This is a genomic window from Paraburkholderia sp. NMBU_R16 (assembly GCF_013282575.1).
Lineage (GTDB): Bacteria > Pseudomonadota > Gammaproteobacteria > Burkholderiales > Burkholderiaceae > Trinickia.
Window position 1 is genome coordinate 65929 of record NZ_JAAAYE010000017.1, and the last position, 16718, is coordinate 82646.

Here is a 16718-nt window from a genome sequence, read left to right on the forward strand (position 1 = left end):
CATGTCAAGCATCAACGCTCGCGTCGATGGACTGGGATCCACTGCAACGACGTTCCAGCATGAACGTTCCGCAGCCGAAAGTCCGCAGCAAAATACCCAGGCACTGCTCGCTAAAGTGGAAGCGCAACTCGAAGACATATTGAGGATGATGTCCCAGTCCGGACGGGGCCCGAGCGCCGACGCGCACGGCAACGGTCATCATGGGCATCAGTCGCGCGAAGCACAAAATTCCCACAACAAGATGGACGCACACGACCCATCGTCGGCGGTGTCGGGCAAGACCTCGAGCGTCGGCACGGCGTCTTCCAGCACGCCGTCATCCCATTCGCTCTCCGCCTCGACGCCGGGAGATCACTCGCGCGAAACGCTCGCCGCCGGACATGGTTGGGGAGCACAGAACGGAGGGGTGACCGGCGGATCGAAGGCCGACAAAGCCCACGTTTACACGGTATCGACGCGCGATGAACTCATCGCCGCATTGGGCGGAAACAATGCGACCAACGGCTCGAACTCGACGCCCAAGATCATCCAGATCAAAGGCAACATCGATTTGAATGCCGACAGCAACGGCAAGGAAATGAGCAAGGGCGACTTCGCCAACGAGAAAGCTCAACTCGCGCACGACATGATCAACGTGGGTTCCAACACGACGATCATCGGCATCGGTAGCAACGCCGGCATCAGCGGCGGCGGATTCAATGTCAGCAACCAGCACAACATCGCGGTCCGCAATCTGAACATGACGTCGCCGTTCGATTTCTTTCCCGGCAAGGATGCGCAAGGCAATCCGCATGGGCGCGTGTACAGCATCGAGGCCAAGGGAACGCAGAACTTGTGGGTGGACCACAACACGTTCAAGGACGGCGCGACGCCAGCCGGGGCGATCAGCGGCGATCAATTGGATTTCACCGACGGCGCAAACTATGCGACGGTCTCCAACAATCAATTCCTGAGCCACAACAAGTCGATTCTGATCGGCTCTAGCGACGGCATGACGAGCGACAAGGGCAAGCTCAACGTCACGATCGACCATAATCTGTTCGCAGGCGTGTCGCAGCGCGATCCGCGCGTGCGCTTCGGCAACGTCGACGTCGCCAACAACCTCTATCAAGACAGTTCCTCGCAGGCGAACCGCTTTCAGTACAACCTCGGCGTTGGCGTCGACTCGAACATCACGTCGCAGAACAACGCATTCGAAACGAACGGGGTCAGCGAGCAGAGCCTCGTGAAGCGCTTTGGCGATTCGGGGCACCTGACCGATAGCGGTTCGCTCGTGAACGGCCAGTCCGTCGATCTGTCGTCATCGCCGACCGGCAAGGGTCCGGGTGCCGGTGGGATCGCGCACCTCGATGCGACGGACCGGGTGGCGTCGATCGTGCTGGCGCAAGCGGGCGCGGGAAAGATTGGACTCGGAGACTGATGCGTTTTTGCATCTCGAGATCGCGGATGTTCCGGGCGGTTTTGGTCGCAGCGGCGTTTCGATAATTGCTGCATTGGCCAAGCCGCCTTTCCACGTTTGAGCCCCGGTAATTTTTGCCGCATACGTTATGCGCAAACACAGTTATTTGATCTAGATTAAACCTCGCAATCAAAAACAGAATATTTTGGGGTTTATGTTAATAGGGTTTCCGTTCGTTGTAACACACCCGGAAACCTATATTCTTCAAGCAAAGACGACAAAGCCGCACCGGCTAGTTTATTAACAGCTTGCAGAATAGCGGTGTTTTCTCCAATCGGTAAAAATGTCGCGTTTAACGAGGCGGCAAGACTTTGCAATTCGAGGCGCCGCGCTGGCCTCGTCGGCCGGGGGGCTGCGGTGTACATCATGTGGAAACGCGCGCGGAGTTTTTGCCGCGAGCATTATGCCGGCGGATTCGCCCTCGGCGCCCTGATATTGGGCGTGGGGGCGGCCGTGGTGGTCTATTCGCTTTTGAATGCGCTCGTCGATCGCGAAGCGAAACTGCGGTTTGAAAACGATTCACGTAACGTCGAACAACAGATCGCAACGCGTGTCCGCCTTTATTCGGACGTGCTTGTCACGATGCGTGCGCTGTTCAGTGCGGACGGCACGGTGACGCGTAGTGAGTTTCGCGATTTTGTGAACGGTCTGGATCTGCCGGGACGCTATCCTGGTTTCCAAACGCTCAATTACTCGGTGTATGTCCGCACCGCCGATCTGCCCGGCTTCGAAGCACATGAGCGCGTCGACCCATTGCTGCACGATGCGGGAATCGACTTCACCGTGCGTGTGAAGGGCACGGGCGAGGCGCATGAAATCCTGACGTTCGTCGAGCCGCTCGCAGAGAATCGGGACGTCCTCGGCGTCGATATCGAAGGCAAGGCCGGCCGCGGCGGCGTGTTGCAACAGATGCGCGATTCCGGCATGTCGATCAGCAGCGGACGGCGCATCTTCGCAGAGCGGGGCGCCGAAGAAGTCGGTCTGGCGATGCGCTTGCCTGTCTATCGCCGCGGGCTGCCCGCTAACACTGTGGCCGAGCGCCGGCTAGCTTATCTCGGCTCGGTCGGCGCCGGCATCCGGATCAACGGCATGATGGCCGGGCTGGTCAGCCGGGAAACGCTGCGAATCCTGCGATACCGCATCTACGATGCAGGCAGTCTGCGTGAGCTCCAAGCGGTGTCAGCACCCCTGAGCCTGCTCTACGACAGTGCGAACGGGCCGTCGTTGACAGGCGCGCTCGCCTCCCAAATCGGCGCGGCCAGCGCATCGGCCGGCACTAACGACAGGCTGTCCCGCCAAACGTACGGCGAGTTCGCGGGCCGTCGGTGGGTCATCGTTTTTTCCGCGGATGCCCCCGCGCTGATCGGCTCGCAGCGCTTTATGCCGCAACTCGCGCTGGTCTCGGGTCTCGTCATCAGCGTCTTGCTGTCCGTGCTCGCGCATGCGCTTTCGAGTGCGCGCGCACGAGCCGTGAAACTGGCAGAGGCGATCACGGCCGATCTGCGCGAAAGCGAAGCGGCGCGCGAAAAAGCTCAACACATTGCGCGACTGGGCGACTGGCGGGTGGACTTCGACGAGCACACCACGCACCTTTCGAAGGAAATGGCGCGTCTGATCGGATGCCATGGCAAGCCGACGCTGGTCGGATTCGTTCGCGCGATTGAACCGGCGGACCGGCATGCACTGCTCGCGCGCTTGCGCAACACGCTCGAGACGCACGAACCGTTCGAGTTCGAGTGCCGCTACCGGTCGCCGCGTGGCCGCCGGGGCTGGCTGCGCATGATCGGTCGCGCCTGCGGGCCCGCCGGGACTCGGCAATTGCGCGGTACCGCGCATGAGATCACGCGACAGAAGTCGATCGATCGCGTTCGCGAACTCGAACACGCATTCACGCTGCAACTCGCGACGGCGACCAACGAATGCGATGTCCTACACCAGCTGATCGGACTGCTGACGACGGGCATGGATTGGGAGGCAGGCGCGTTCTGGCCCACGGCAGCGGGGCATCGGCAGCAATTGCGGGCCGTGCATTCGGTGACGGTACCCGAACTCGCTTCGTGGCTGCGCGAGCGCGCGCAGCAGGTTGATGCGACCGAGGTGCCGGCCATGCCGCATTGGTCGGCGAGGCGCCATGTGCAAAGCGGCGCCTCGTTTGCGAGGCTGGGCGACGATTCCATCGCGACGACGTTTTCGTTCCCACTCGTGACCGGTACCGAAGTGCTCGGCGTAGCGCAGTTCTACTCGCGGGAGCGACGCCACGTCGAGTCGCAGGCGCTGGCGATGGCGCGCTCCCTCTCGAGCCAGATGAGCCATTTCCTGCAGCGGCGCAATGCCGAGAACAATTTGCAGTTTCTCGCCAACCACGACGCACTGACAGGACTACCGAACCGCCTGATGTTCAAGGACCATCTCGATGCGGCGCTGGTCCGCGCCGACGCTGAGAACACCGCGCTTCACGTGATCTTCATCGATCTGGACCGGTTCAAGGACATCAACGATTCGCTCGGCCACAACATCGGCGATCAGCTGTTGAGCGCGGTGGCCGAGCGCTTGAGCGCACAGGTGCGCGAAGCGGAGATGATCGCCCGGCTCGGCGGGGACGAGTTCATCGTTGCGCTGAGCGATCGATGCGACGGCTCCCGCAGCGTCTTTTCGACGATCGAGCGCATTCAAACCGCGCTGGCCGAGCCATTCAGCCTGAGCGGTGTGCAGTTGCAGGTGAGCGCGAGCATCGGTGTGAGCTCGTTCCCGGCGGACGGAGCGGATGCGCAGACGCTGCTCAAGAATGCCGATATCGCCATGTACGGCGCGAAGCAACGCGGCAAGAACACCTACCAGCTGTATTTGCGTCAGATGAGCATGTCGCTGCAAAAGCGCGTGGAGATGGAGGCCTGCCTGCGCCACGCCGTTGCCAACAACGAGTTCGAGCTCTTTTATCAGCCGCGCGTCGATTTGACCTCGAACCACTGCACCGGCGTCGAGGCGCTGATTCGCTGGAACAGTCCGACGCTCGGGCGTGTCATGCCGGGCGATTTCATCCCCCTTGCCGAAGAAATGGGCACGATCGTGGAGATCGGTGAATGGGTGTTGCGCGAGGCGTGCCGCCAGGCAGCGGAATGGCGCGACGGCGGTCTCGGCGATATTCACGTCGCGGTGAATGTCTCGGCGCGTCAGTTCGCGGACAGGCGATTGCAGCACTGCATCCTCGATGCACTGGGCAAGGCCGGGCTGCCGGGCGACCGGCTCGAACTCGAATTGACCGAGAGCACGGTGATGCGCCATCCGGAACAGGCCGTGCGCTGGTTGAACAGCATCAAAAAGACCGGTGTACGGCTGTCGATCGACGACTTCGGCACCGGCTATTCGTCGCTGGCTTATCTGAATCGATTCCCGATCGATACCGTCAAGATCGATCGCTCGTTTGTCAGCTCGCTACCGGACAGCCACTGCGATGCGCAAATCACGAGTGCCGTGATCGCGCTCGGTCATTCGCTCGGCCTGACGGTGATCGCAGAGGGCGCGGAAACGCAGACACAAATCGATTTTCTGCGTAAGGAAGGCTGCGACGAAGTGCAGGGCTACTTCTTCAGCCGCCCTCTGTCAGCTGGCGACATGAGGGTGTTCCTGGGCCAGCCAGCCCCATCCGGCCTCGGCAATGCGCCGGGGCCTTCACCGAGGGACGCGCGCGAATCGAACCCGCGGCGTTCGTTTTATTCATGACGAGGAAGACCATGCAACGACCATCGAAAAAACAAACAGCGGCCATGTGGCAAGCCATCGATGCGCTCGATTTCGAGCGCATCAAGGCGAAGCTGCTGCACCGGCATCATGACGAGGCGCGGGTCGAGGAGATTCGCCGCGCGGAAATCGGTTATCGGCAGTTTCTCAAACTGGCCGCGAAGTATCCGGACATGCCAGTGGTGCCGAGCGAGGCCGTCGACGAGTTTTGGCATATGCATATTCTCGATACGCAGCGCTACGGTTCGGACTGCGAAGCGATCTTCGGGCATATGCTCCATCACGATCCGTATCTCGGCATCGGCGGCGCGGAGCACGAGTCGCAACGCGTGCAACAGGCGGCGGCCAGCGAGGCGCTGATGATGCGCGAGTTCGGAGAAGCGAACGAAGGCATCGGCGCGACGGCGGCCTACTGCGTCAAGGCGTTGGACGAAACGGCGTCGGCCGCATACTGCGTGCGCCCGCTTGCCGACGAATCGTCGGCGGCTTACTGCGTACGGCCGATGGCGAAAGCGGCCGAGGCTGCTTACTGCGTACGCCCGCTTGCCGCGGGGGCGTCGGCGGCCTACTGTGTGCGGCCGATGGCGAAATCGGCGGATGCAGGTTATTGCGTGCGCCCGGTTGCCGAGGGCGCGTCGGCGGCCTACTGTGTGCGGCCGATGGCCAAGGCGGCGGATGCGGCTTACTGCGTGCGCCCGCTTGCCGCGGAAATGTCGGCCGCCTAGTGCGTGCGGCCCGTCGCGCCGGCGAACGCAACGCACTCGCCGTCCTGAGTTCGCGCGACGTCGGACACGGGGTGAGGCGCAGGGGACACGGCGCCGCACACCCGCATCGCCCGTTCGTCAACCATCGCTGCCTATCCTTCCATGCACGGTACTCGTTTGCGGTTGACCCAGGTCAACGTGTTTTTTCGTGCGCGCGCGAAGATTGTGTCGTAGCTCCTGCCCTATCCAGCGGGCACGGCGCAATCGAGTGAACGAGGAGGCGGTGATGGGCATCGGGATGCAGATCGTGTATCTCGGGTTTCCGGGGAACGCGCGGATAGAAGCCGAGGCTGCGGTACAACTGCTGCGTCTCGAACGGTTCTGCCGCATGCTCGGAAGCTGTCACCTCGCGATAGAGGAGGTTTCCGTCAATCAGCATACGGTTTTCGACGCAAGGCTCGATCTCGTGACACCCAGCGGCCAGCTTTTACCGATGCCTCACTGCGCGCACGACGACCCGGAAGCGGCGGTGCGCGCCGCGTTCGATCATGCCGAGCGCACGCTGGCCAGTTGTCACGGCATGCCGCTCGGATCCGGCACCGCACGTGCCGCCCCTTACGCGCCCGGAGATTGAAAACCGGGTGCAGGGCGGCCCCGGCGCGTCGCACGCCGGGGCGACTCTCCGCGTTTCAGCTTGCCGGGTCCTCGTTTTTTTCTTGGGCCAGCCGCGCGATGGTCTCCATCGCCAGATCGAATTCGGTAGTTTTGTCGAAGAAGTAATCTGCGCCCGCGGCGGTACTCGCTTCGCGAAAAACGTCGCTCGCGTAGTTGGTCAGGACGATGGTGACAATGGAATCCGTACGGTCACGCAACGCGTGCAGAAGATCGATGCCGTGGCTATCGGTCAGCCGCAGATCGACGATGACCACATCCGGTTCCTTTGCTGCGATGCCGCGAAGCGCACCCTCGACATCCTCCGCCTCGCCGACGATCAGCCCTGCCCCCGCGGGCGGCTGAATCCGTTCGGCCAGCCGCTTGCGCAGGAGTACGGAGTCTTCGACGACGAAGACCTTCAAAGGAGATGACGTGGGTGAACTCATATCGCCAGTATCGTCGGCCGTCAGGCGGCTGCAAATCGGCCAAATAAGAAGATCGCGTAGGCGTTGACGAAGTGTCCTGTAGGGCGTTTCCTACCGGGGCATCGCTGGCGTGTCGATTGTGCCGGTGCGCGCGTTGCGGAACCGGTTTGTGCTCACATTTGGTCGTTGTCGTCGAACAGTTTGTGCTGGATCGCGTAGCGCACGAGCGCCGCTTCGTGCGGCATCTGCATCTTTTCGAGGATGCGCGTTTTGTAGGTGCTGACGGTTTTTGCGCTGACGCACAGCTCGTGGGCGATCTCGGTGATGGTCTGGCCCGCGGCGATGCGCCGGAAGACATCGAACTCGCGATCCGAAAGGCGCTGATGGGGCGCCATATCGGTAGGCTCATTCAGACTTTGCGCCAGGCGTTCCGCCATCGACAGGCTGACGTAGACGCCGCCCGCGGCGACCTTCGTGACTGCCGCGACGAGCTCCGTGCTCGCGCTTTCCTTCGTCAGATAGCCCGAAGCGCCGGCCTTGAACGCGCGCACGGCATACTGCTGTTCGGCATGCATGGTCAGTACCAGGATGCGCAGCGATGGCGTCTCGTCCTTGATCTGTTTGACGAGCTCGACGCCCGTGCGCGGTCCCGGCATGGACAGATCGAGCACCAGCACATCGGCCGGGGTGCCTCTGACGAGGTTGACGGTGGTCGGTCCGTCATAGGCTTCGCCGGCAACTTCGAAACCGCTCGTGTTTTGCAGAATATGCCTCAGACCGTCGCGCACGAGCGTATGGTCGTCGGCCAATAGAACTCTGGTCATGGCAGCGCCTCTTCCTGTTGTATTGCTGCTAGCGGCAGTATGACGGTTATTGCGAACCCGCGCCCGGCGGCCGTTTCGATTTCGACGGAGCCGCCCAGCATATGGGCGCGCTCGCGAATCCCCAGGAGCCCGAAAGTCTTTTCCCCGTGGCCTTCGGTGTCTTCCGGGGCCGCGCCGCGTCCGTTATCGGCAATCCGAAGCCGGCATCGATCGTCGGCGACCGAGAACAAGATGCTGACACGCGTGGCTTCGGCATGGCGGACGACGTTCGTCAGTGCCTCCTGCATGATACGAAACAGCGCCGTCGCCCCGTTGCGCGAAAAAAGCACGTCACCCGGCTCGATGCGGCGCTCGACGTCGATGCTGTAGCGCGTCGTGAAATCGTTGAGCAGCCATTCGATGGCGGGTAACAGCCCCAGGTCGTCGAGCATCACGGGCCGCAGATCGGCTGCAATGCGCCGGACGGAGCCGACCGTCGTATCGATGATGCGGCGCATGCCTTGCAACTGGGTCAGAACGGCGGGCGGCACCCCGTCCTGCGCGCCCAGCACCTGCTGAACCGACGAAATATCCATCTTCAGAGCGGTCAATTGCTGCCCGAGATCGTCATGCAGCTCGCGCGCGATGCGCGTTTTCTCGTCTTCACGCACATTCTGCAGGTTGGCCGAGAGTTCGCGCAGCTCCTGGCGCGACGCCTTCAATTCGTTCTCGGCTTTGACCCGCTCGGTGACGTCGCGCAACATTACAGTGTAGAACTTGCGTTGTCCGTCGCCATCGGAAATTTGCGAAATCGACGCTTCCATCGGGAATTCCTCCCCGTTCGCACGCAATCCCGCGAGCACGCGCTGGCGTCCCATCTGGCGTTCGGTGACACCTGTCGCGCCGAACTGCTCGACGTGTTTCCGGTGCATGTCGCGGTAGCGCTCGGGAATGAAGCGATCGAGCGTACTGCCGATGGCGTCCATGGCGGAGCACCCGAAAATACGCTCGGCCATCGGATTGAAGATGACGATGCGCTGAGCCTCGTCGAGTGTGATGATTGCTTCCGAGGAAGCCCGCACGATGGCCATCATCCGGGCTTCGTTGAGCGACGAGAGCGAGCGTGCCACCCCCGCCGTGGCAAGCGTTTCGCCGCGGCGATACGCGAATATGAACGCGGTGGCGCCCGCGATCAGCGCCGCAAGCAGCCCCGACGCGATGAACGCGCCGGTGGTGAAGCCGAGCGGCGCGCTGAGCAGCGAGTCGTCGCTCGCATAGCTGACGCTGAGGAGTTGCCCGCCGAAATGCAGCTTGTCCCTGTGCTGAAAGCGTGCGGGCGAGCCGGACAGCGTGGGGAAGTCCTGCAGCGATGCCGCGGGCGGATAAAGTGCGACGGCGGGTGTGCCGGCCGCGACGCGCATATCGACGCGCGGAGAGCGAGCTGCGACGCTGGCTAACAGATATTCGGTATCGACTTGCGCCAGGACGAAGCCGGCCAACTCGGCACGCCGGACCGAACCCGTCATCGGCGTGGGCGCATTGCGGTAGACAGGAAGGTACATATCGACGCGTGCGCGCTGCGCGTGATCGGCGCTGTCGATATCGTCATCTTTCTGGCTCGCATGGACGCTCAGTACGACTTGCCCGGAATCGGCGGCGCGTTGCAGTGCGGCGAGCGTATCCGGGCGGCTGTCGAGCTGCAATGGCCCGGCGGCGTCCGGACCCCGGGGCCACATGAGCACCACTTTCGCGGTGCTACCCGTTGCGAGTTCGCCGCTCGAAACGTTCGCATAGCCGAGTGTTCGCACGCACGGCGGGGCGTCGTCGAGCGCCAGGTGGGCGATGTAGCGCTCCCAGGCGTCGGTGCTGGGCAGCGTGTCCTGCGCCCCGACGAAGCCGGCCGCCCCCCGCACGATGCGGGTGCACATCTGCAATTCGCGATGCAGGTCCATCGTGAGGCGGCTCGCCGTCATGTCGAAGCGTTCTTGCGCCGAATCGAGCAGGCGTTGCCGGACGAGCGTCGTGGCGACGGCCGTGATCAGGAAGACGAGGCAAGCCGCGACCGCCGCTGCGAAAAGAGGTTCGCGCGAACGGCCTGACAGGCCTCGGATGGGACCGGGCGATGCGGCGGGGGGCGGCGAGGCAGCAACGTCTGGCATGCGATATTTTTTTGGTGGTCCGGCTTCGAACGGCGAGCGATGTCCGTGGTCGATCAAATGCGCGCGTGTTTCCGCTGACCTGCGCGGTCAGCGGCGACTGTGGGCGAAATTGTGCGCGAATTACGGCCGCCTGCCAATGGCGGAACGCGATGGCCGGTATGGCCGAAAAAGGGGAGTGGGGTGAAGGGCGGTCACTGCAGGATCTTGCCCACCGTCCCGGAAAAGTTGCCGGCGGACATAAAAAATCCGCCCGTGCTGAAATGGGCGGATAACCATTCCAAGGAACGGAGCCGCCCGGACGTACGGGACGGCACGAGGAAACGGGTCGCGAATCCCGTCGAACCCAGTCTATAAAGCGGCCTCCGGTGCCGCATTGACTTGCGTCAATCGATTCAACGCATGCTGGACTCGCCTATGCGCAATAGATGCCGCGACTCAGACCGGCTCTTTCTCGGCCAGCGCGCGGCGCAACGCATCGACGAAGCGCAGAAACGATGCAAGCGAGCCCCCAACACTTTGATAGGTCTCGCGCCCGATGCGCCCATCGAGGGTAACCAGCAGACCGGCATCGCGTGCGAGCTGCACAATTTCCTCGATCTCGCTCGCGCGTGCGTCTTTCGTTGTGTAGTCCGACATCGCGTATCTCCGTGCGCATGCGCATTGTCCGCGTCCTGGCACTCGATGTCCGGTCATGCCGGCGGCGGTTGCATCTGTGTCGCGGTCTCGTTTGTGTTAGGTCCAGTATCGGCTTCACCGGACGTCTTTGAAATCAGGTCGGGCTGAATCTGGCGTAAGCGGCGAGCGCGCCGATTGTCGGGATTCGCCTACAACGTCAGCGATGAGCGAGCTCGCGCACCGCGTCGCGCACTCGCAGGGCTTCGGACGATTTGTCGAGGACCAAACGTGCGCCGAGCTTCAGGCACGCCGCTTTCATTTGCGGGTAGATCGCATTCGTCAACACGATGGCGGCAATGCCGGGGGCATGCTCGCGCAGCCACTCGAGTACGGCCAAACCACTCGTTCCCGATTTGAGCTGCAAATCCAGCACGACCATGTCCGGTTGCGTGAGCCCGATGCCGGCGCATGCACCATCGGGCTCATCGGCCATGCCGACGACTTGCGTCCCGGCGACGGAGCAGACGAGCTCGGCGATGCGCTCGCGAATGGTGGGGTGATCCTCTACGAGAAACACTTTCAAGGCAGGTGGCGGCAGGTTCGAATTCATGCACCGAGTCTGGCCCAAACCCGCGCGGTTGCAAATCGGTGCAGGATGCAATTGCTGTGCGCATTCGGGCGGCTGTGTCGGATACCGCTTACAGCTTCGGCCGGCGAGGCCGGTTGGCAAGCATTGTGCTGGAGATTAGACTGGCGACATCTCCTCCCGGGAGTCTCCGTGGATTCACGCCCGCACTTCACGCATGGCCGGCGCGCGGCTTCGTCGATCGACCGTGTGTCGGGCGAAGAGCGTTATCGCTCCCTCGTGGAGGCGATCAACGATTACGCGATCTTTCTCCTCGATGCCGACGGCTACGTTGCGACCTGGAACGGCGGTGCGGAGCGGATCAAGGGCTATCGTCCCGACGAAATCATCGGGCGCCATTTTTCCGTTTTTTATCCTCCCGAGAACGTCGCGCGCGGCTATCCGGACGAAGAGCTCGCGCGCGCGGCCGCGCACGGGCGTTGGGAAGACGAGGGCTGGCGTTTGCGCAAGGACGGAAGCCGTTTTTGGGCCAACGTCGTCATTACGGCCTTGCGCGACAAGCACGGCGTGCTGACGGGCTATGCCAAGATCACGCGCGACATGACGGAGCGCCGGCGCCACGAAGAGCGGACGCAGCAAAGCGAAGAACGGCTCCGGCGGCTCATGGATGCCGTCGAAGACGGCATCTTCATGCTCGACCCTCAGGGACACGTCACGAGCTGGAACGCGGGTGCGACGCGTCTCAAGGGATTTGGCGCATCGGAGATCATCGGCCAGCATTTTTCGCGCTTTTACCCGATGGAAGACATCGTGGCCGGCAAGCCGCAGGCCGAACTCGCGGCGGCGGCCGCTCACGGGCGTACCGAGGACGAGAGTTGGCGCCTGCGCAAGGACGGTTCGCGGTTTTGGGCCAACGTCATCATCACCGCTGTCTACGGGCAGCATGGCGAGTTGATCGGGTTCGCGGCAGTCACGCGCGACATGACGGAGCGCAACGAATTGCGGCAGTTGCAATACGCGAGCGAGCTCGCGGCCCGAATCGAGGCTGCGCGCGAGGAAGAAAAGAAACGTATCGCGCGCGAACTGCACGACGATCTCGGCCAGCAGTTGACGGCGCTCAAGATGGGGCTCGCCACCGTGCTTGCCGACGACAGTGCCCGTGCCATGCAATTGCGCGATGCCGTCGACCGCGCCATCGTCTCGGTGCGGCGCCTTGCAGCGGGTTTGCGCCCCGCCGCGCTCGACGATTTGGGGCTCGTGCCCGCCCTCGAATGGCTTATCGACGATTTTCGGCGACGCTCCGATTTACATGTCTCGCTCGTGACCGAAACGCAGGACGTCACATTCAGCGAAGCGGCGTCGACAGCGTTGTTTCGGATCGTGCAGGAAAGCCTCAGCAATGCGATGCGCCATGCGTTGGGCGCGACGTCTGTCGAAGTGGCGCTGATCTGCAGCGCTTCGATTTGCGATCTGAAGATCAGCGACAACGGAATAGCCGCGCTCGCGGGCGGCAACGATGAGACCGAGTTCCGCAAGGAGGGGCCGCCGCCATCCGGCCTCGCCGGTATTCGCGACCGCGTGCGCAGATTGGGCGGCACGGTGACGGCGGGTCCCGATGCGGCGGGCGGGTTCACCGTCCATACTTCGATTCCACGGTACGCGGTCGAATAGCAAGGGCTCTCGGGCCGCCGGGGCATATCGCCGCATCGACCTTGAAACTAACTAACGCATGAATTAAATTTCATGCATGAACAGGACTGCATCCGGCGCGCCGAGACCGAGGACGCGGGGGCGGCGCCGCGCCGCGCCCGATCTCGACGGACGCGAACGTCTGCTCGATCGCGCGACCGAGCTTTTTGCCGCGCAAGGCATCGCCGCGACGACGATGGCACAGATTGCCTCGGCGGCGGACGTGACTTCGGCGATGGTCCACTATTACTTCAAGAATCGCGAGACGTTGCTCGATATCGTCGTCGAGGAGCGCATCGCGCGCGCTATTCACTTCGTCTGGCAAGTCGGCGAGGCGGACTACGAGGACGATGCGGTGCAAATCGTGCACCAGCTTGCCGATCGTCTGTTCGACGTCACGGGTCGCATGCCGTGGTTGCCCTCCTTGTGGTTGCGCGAAGTCGTCAACGAAGGGGGTATGTTGCGCGAGCGGCTGCTTGCACGTATTCCGATGGACAACATCCGACGCTTCGCGCACCGGATCGAAGCCGCGCAGGGAGCCGGCACAGTGAATCCCGATATCGAGGCGCCGTTTCTCTTTCTATCGATACTGGGGCTCGTCATGTTGCCGCTTGCGACCGCGACGATATGGCAAGGACTGCACAAGATGCCCAAGCTCGGGCGCGCTGCGCTCCAGCGGCACGTCGCGGCGTTGCTGACGAGCGGCTTGCAACCGGCCCCGCCTGCGCGGGGCCGCGGTGGGAGCAGGTCCGCAAGGAGCCGCATATGAAGCCCTTCGCGACGCAGTGGGGCAACCGGCGCGCGCGGCGTCGATCGATGCTCGGAGCGTGGATCGTTGCCTTGGGCCTCGCCGCGGGCGGGTGCACGCGCGAGCGTCCCGTGAGCTGGCAGGGCTACGCGGAAGGCGAATTCGTCTACCTCGCCTCGTCGCAATCGGGCACGCTCGCGCAATTGAGCGTGCACCGTGGACAGGAGCTCGCGGCCGGCGCGACGGTTTTCGCGCTCGAGTCCACCTACGAAACGGCGGCGCTCGCTCAGGCCGTCCAACAGTTGAGTGCAGCTCGCGCACAACTGGCCGATATTTCGAGCGGTAAGCGCCCTCCCGAGGTCAACGTGACGAAGGCGCAGCTCGCACAGGCCGTCGCGAATGCGCGCAAGGCCGCTCAACAACTGGCGCGCGACGAAGCGCAGTACCGCGCAGGCGGCATCGCCAAGGCTCAGCTCGACGACTCTCGAGCGTTGGCCGACGCCAGCGCCGCGCAGGTACGCGAGTTGACGAATCAGGTCGCGGTTGCCAGGTTGCCCGCGCGAGCCCAACAGATCGGGGCGCAAAAAGCCCAGGTCGAGGCGGCCCAAGCCAGCGTCGAAGAGGCACAGTGGAAGCTCGATCAGAAACGCGTCGTCGCCGCGCAGGCCGGCATCGTCTACGACACGCTCTATCGCATCGGCGAATGGGTGCAAGCCGGCAATCCGGTCGTCCAGATGTTGCCGCCGCAGAACGTCAAGGTACGGTTTTTCGTGCCGGAGCCAGTCGTGGGCGGGCTCGTGGCGGGCCGCAAGGTCATGGTCCATTGCGATGGCTGCGCGGCCGATGTGCCGGCAACGATCACCTACGTTTCGCGCGAAGCCGAGTACACGCCGCCGGTCATCTATAGCAACGAGACGCGTGCAAAGCTCGTCTTCATGGTCGAAGCACGTCCTGCCGTTGCCGATGCCGCGAAGCTGCACCCCGGTCAGCCTGTGGAGGTGCGTCTGCGATGAGCGCGCCGGCAAACGACTACGCGATCGACGTGCGTGGGCTCAATAAGCGATTCGGTGCCAAGCATGTCGTCAAGGACGTCTCGTTGCAGGTGCGGCGCGGCGAAATCTTCGGCTTTCTCGGCCCGAACGGGAGCGGCAAAACGACGTCGATCCGGATGATGTGCGGTCTGCTGACACCGGACTCGGGCAGCGGCACATGTCTCGGTTTCGACATCGTCCGCGATAGCGCGCAGATCAAGCGCCACGTCGGCTACATGACGCAACGTTTTTCCTATTGGGAGGATCTCTCGATTCGCGAGAACCTCGATTTCATTGCACGCGTCTACGAAATGCCGAACCGCAAGGAGACCGTCGAGCGCTCGCTCGAATCGCTAGGTCTTGCCGAACGCGCCGATCAACTCGCCGGGGCGCTTTCAGGCGGCTGGAAGCAGCGTCTCGCCCTGGCGGCCTGCATGCTGCACGAACCGGAATTGCTGTTGCTCGACGAACCGACGGCCGGTGTCGATCCGAATGCGCGGCGGCAGTTTTGGGAGGAGCTGCATCGACTGGCGGCGCGCGGCATTTCGGTCCTCGTCAGCACCCATTACATGGACGAGGCCGAGCGGTGCCACAAGCTCGCGTATATCGCGGATGGGACGCTGCTCGCGCAGGGCAGCGCGGCCGAGGTGATCGATGCACAGCACCTCTGCACCTGGACGATCGAGGGGGAAGGGCTGACCGCATTGTCCGAGCGGCTGAAAACCATGCCGGGTGTGGACCAGACGGTGGTCTTCGGCTCCGCGTTGCACGTGAGCGGAAGCGATCGCGCGGCGCTGGCCGCAACCCTTGGTGAAATCGAGAAAGAAGGGACGCAGCCAGGGCATGGGCGCCTGCGCGTGGCACCGATCGCGACCGGTCTGGAAGATGTCTTCATCTACCTCATGACGCGCGCACCGAACAACGGGGCGCACGACGGGGGCTCCCGGCCATGAACGCCGCGCGCTCTCCGCGCGTTGCCCGCTTCTCGCTTGCGCGATGGTGGAGCATCGTGCGAAAGGAGTTTTTGCAATTGCGGCGGGACCGTGTGACGTTCGCCATGATCGTCGGCATTCCTATCATTCAGCTGGCGTTGTTCGGTTTCGCCATCAACGACGATCCGAAGCACTTGCCGACCGCTGTCGTGGTGTCCGATCAAAGTCCCTTCGTGCGCAGCTTCATTTCGGCGTTGAAGCATTCCGATTATTTCGATGTGGTCGAGAGTCTTCCCGACGAGGCATCGGGACGCCGCGCGCTCGCTCGCGGCGACGTGCAGTTCGTCGTCAGCGTACCTGTCGATTTCTCCCGGCGGTTGCTGCGCGGCGAGCATCCGTCGTTGCTCGTCGAAGCCGATGCGACCGATCCGGTCGCGACCGGCTCCGCGCTGCAGGCGTTGCCGAATCTCGTGCCACCGGTGGCCGACAAGGATCTGACGGGGGCGCTCGCGCATTTGAACGGACGTCCCGCCGCGTTCGGAATCCAGGTGCACCGGCTCTACAACCCCGAGGGCATCACGCAGTACAACGTCGTGCCGGGTTTGATCGGCGTCATTCTGACGATGACCATGGTCATGATGACGGGGCTTGCGGTCACGCGCGAGCGCGAGCGCGGCACGATGGAGAATCTGCTCGCGACACCGGTGCAGCCGCTCGAGGTCATGACCGGCAAGATCGTGCCTTATGTCTTCATCGGTCTGCTGCAGGTGTCGATCATTCTTGCCGCCGCGCGCCTCGTGTTTCATGTCCCGTTCGCCGGCAGCCTCATCGCTCTCTATGTCGCGGCCTTACTGTTCATCGCGGCAAATCTCACCGTCGGTATCACGCTGTCTTCGCTTGCGCAAAACCAGTTGCAAGGCATGCAGCTGACGTTCTTCTATTTTCTGCCGAGCATCCTGTTATCTGGATTTCTGTTTCCGTTCGCGGGCATGCCGGTCTGGGCGCGGTTCATCGGCGATCTGCTGCCGCTCACCTATTTCACACGGCTGGTACGCGGAATCCTGCTCAAAGGCATCGGCTGGTCCGACATGTGGCCTTCGGTCTGGCCGCTTGCGCTGTTTACGCTGCTCGTCATGGGCGTCGCCGTCCGCTTTTATCGGCGCACGCTCGATTAG

14 protein-coding genes are annotated in these 16718 nt (G+C 63.0%); 9 read left to right on the forward strand and 5 right to left on the reverse strand.

What is annotated here, in order from left to right; all coding sequences use genetic code 11:
* Position 1 precedes the first annotated feature (1 nt).
* The 4 genes from GWC77_RS11230 (at position 2) to GWC77_RS11245 (ending at position 6535) form a co-directional block, all read left to right on the forward strand.
* The gene (locus GWC77_RS11230) at positions 2–1420 is read left to right on the forward strand and encodes a polysaccharide lyase family 1 protein (RefSeq protein WP_173256986.1); all 1419 of its coding nucleotides are present in this window, start codon (positions 2–4) and stop codon (positions 1418–1420) included.
* A 405-nt stretch (positions 1421–1825) separates the two neighbouring features.
* Positions 1826–5179, forward strand: a complete 3354-nt coding sequence (locus tag GWC77_RS11235; protein ID WP_173256987.1) for an EAL domain-containing protein — start codon at positions 1826–1828, stop codon at positions 5177–5179.
* Positions 5180–5190: 11 nt separating this feature from the next.
* On the forward strand, positions 5191–5922 hold the full coding sequence (locus tag GWC77_RS11240; RefSeq protein ID WP_254366907.1) for a hypothetical protein: 732 nt from the start codon (positions 5191–5193) through the stop codon (positions 5920–5922).
* Positions 5923–6169: 247 nt separating this feature from the next.
* Entirely contained in the window at positions 6170–6535 is a 366-nt protein-coding gene (locus GWC77_RS11245; protein ID WP_367949035.1) for a hypothetical protein, read from the forward strand.
* Between the two features lie 55 nt (positions 6536–6590).
* Here the strand turns inward: GWC77_RS11245 and GWC77_RS11250 are convergent, their stop codons facing one another.
* The 5 genes from GWC77_RS11250 to GWC77_RS11270 form a co-directional block, all read right to left on the reverse strand.
* Positions 6591–6977 (reverse strand): response regulator, encoded by a 387-nt coding sequence (locus tag GWC77_RS11250; protein WP_254366908.1) that lies wholly within the window; start codon positions 6975–6977, stop codon positions 6591–6593.
* Between the two features lie 176 nt (positions 6978–7153).
* Entirely contained in the window at positions 7154–7804 is a 651-nt protein-coding gene (locus GWC77_RS11255; RefSeq protein ID WP_173256989.1) for a response regulator transcription factor, read from the reverse strand.
* Entirely contained in the window at positions 7801–9942 is a 2142-nt protein-coding gene (locus tag GWC77_RS11260; RefSeq protein WP_173256990.1) for a PAS domain S-box protein, read from the reverse strand. Before GWC77_RS11260 ends, GWC77_RS11255 begins: the two co-directional genes overlap by 4 nt.
* 435 nt (positions 9943–10377) lie before the next feature.
* On the reverse strand, positions 10378–10578 hold the full coding sequence (locus GWC77_RS11265) for a hypothetical protein (RefSeq protein WP_173256991.1): 201 nt from the start codon (positions 10576–10578) through the stop codon (positions 10378–10380).
* Positions 10579–10774: 196 nt separating this feature from the next.
* Positions 10775–11167 (reverse strand): response regulator, encoded by a 393-nt coding sequence (locus GWC77_RS11270; RefSeq protein WP_173256992.1) that lies wholly within the window; start codon positions 11165–11167, stop codon positions 10775–10777.
* A 168-nt stretch (positions 11168–11335) separates the two neighbouring features.
* Here GWC77_RS11270 and GWC77_RS11275 point away from each other — a divergent pair, with 168 nt between their 5' ends.
* The 5 genes from GWC77_RS11275 (at position 11336) to GWC77_RS11295 (ending at position 16718) form a co-directional block, all read left to right on the forward strand.
* On the forward strand, positions 11336–12814 hold the full coding sequence (locus tag GWC77_RS11275) for a PAS domain S-box protein (protein WP_367949036.1): 1479 nt from the start codon (positions 11336–11338) through the stop codon (positions 12812–12814).
* 76 nt (positions 12815–12890) lie between these two features.
* On the forward strand, positions 12891–13601 hold the full coding sequence (locus GWC77_RS11280; RefSeq protein ID WP_173256994.1) for a TetR/AcrR family transcriptional regulator: 711 nt from the start codon (positions 12891–12893) through the stop codon (positions 13599–13601).
* A 47-nt stretch (positions 13602–13648) separates the two neighbouring features.
* On the forward strand, positions 13649–14593 hold the full coding sequence (locus GWC77_RS11285; protein ID WP_173257024.1) for an HlyD family secretion protein: 945 nt from the start codon (positions 13649–13651) through the stop codon (positions 14591–14593).
* Complete coding sequence (locus GWC77_RS11290) at positions 14590–15564, forward strand: ABC transporter ATP-binding protein (RefSeq protein WP_173256995.1); 975 nt, start codon at positions 14590–14592, stop codon at positions 15562–15564. Before GWC77_RS11285 ends, GWC77_RS11290 begins: the two co-directional genes overlap by 4 nt.
* Entirely contained in the window at positions 15561–16718 is a 1158-nt protein-coding gene (locus GWC77_RS11295) for an ABC transporter permease (RefSeq protein WP_173256996.1), read from the forward strand. The genes GWC77_RS11290 and GWC77_RS11295 overlap by 4 nt, the downstream gene beginning before the upstream one ends.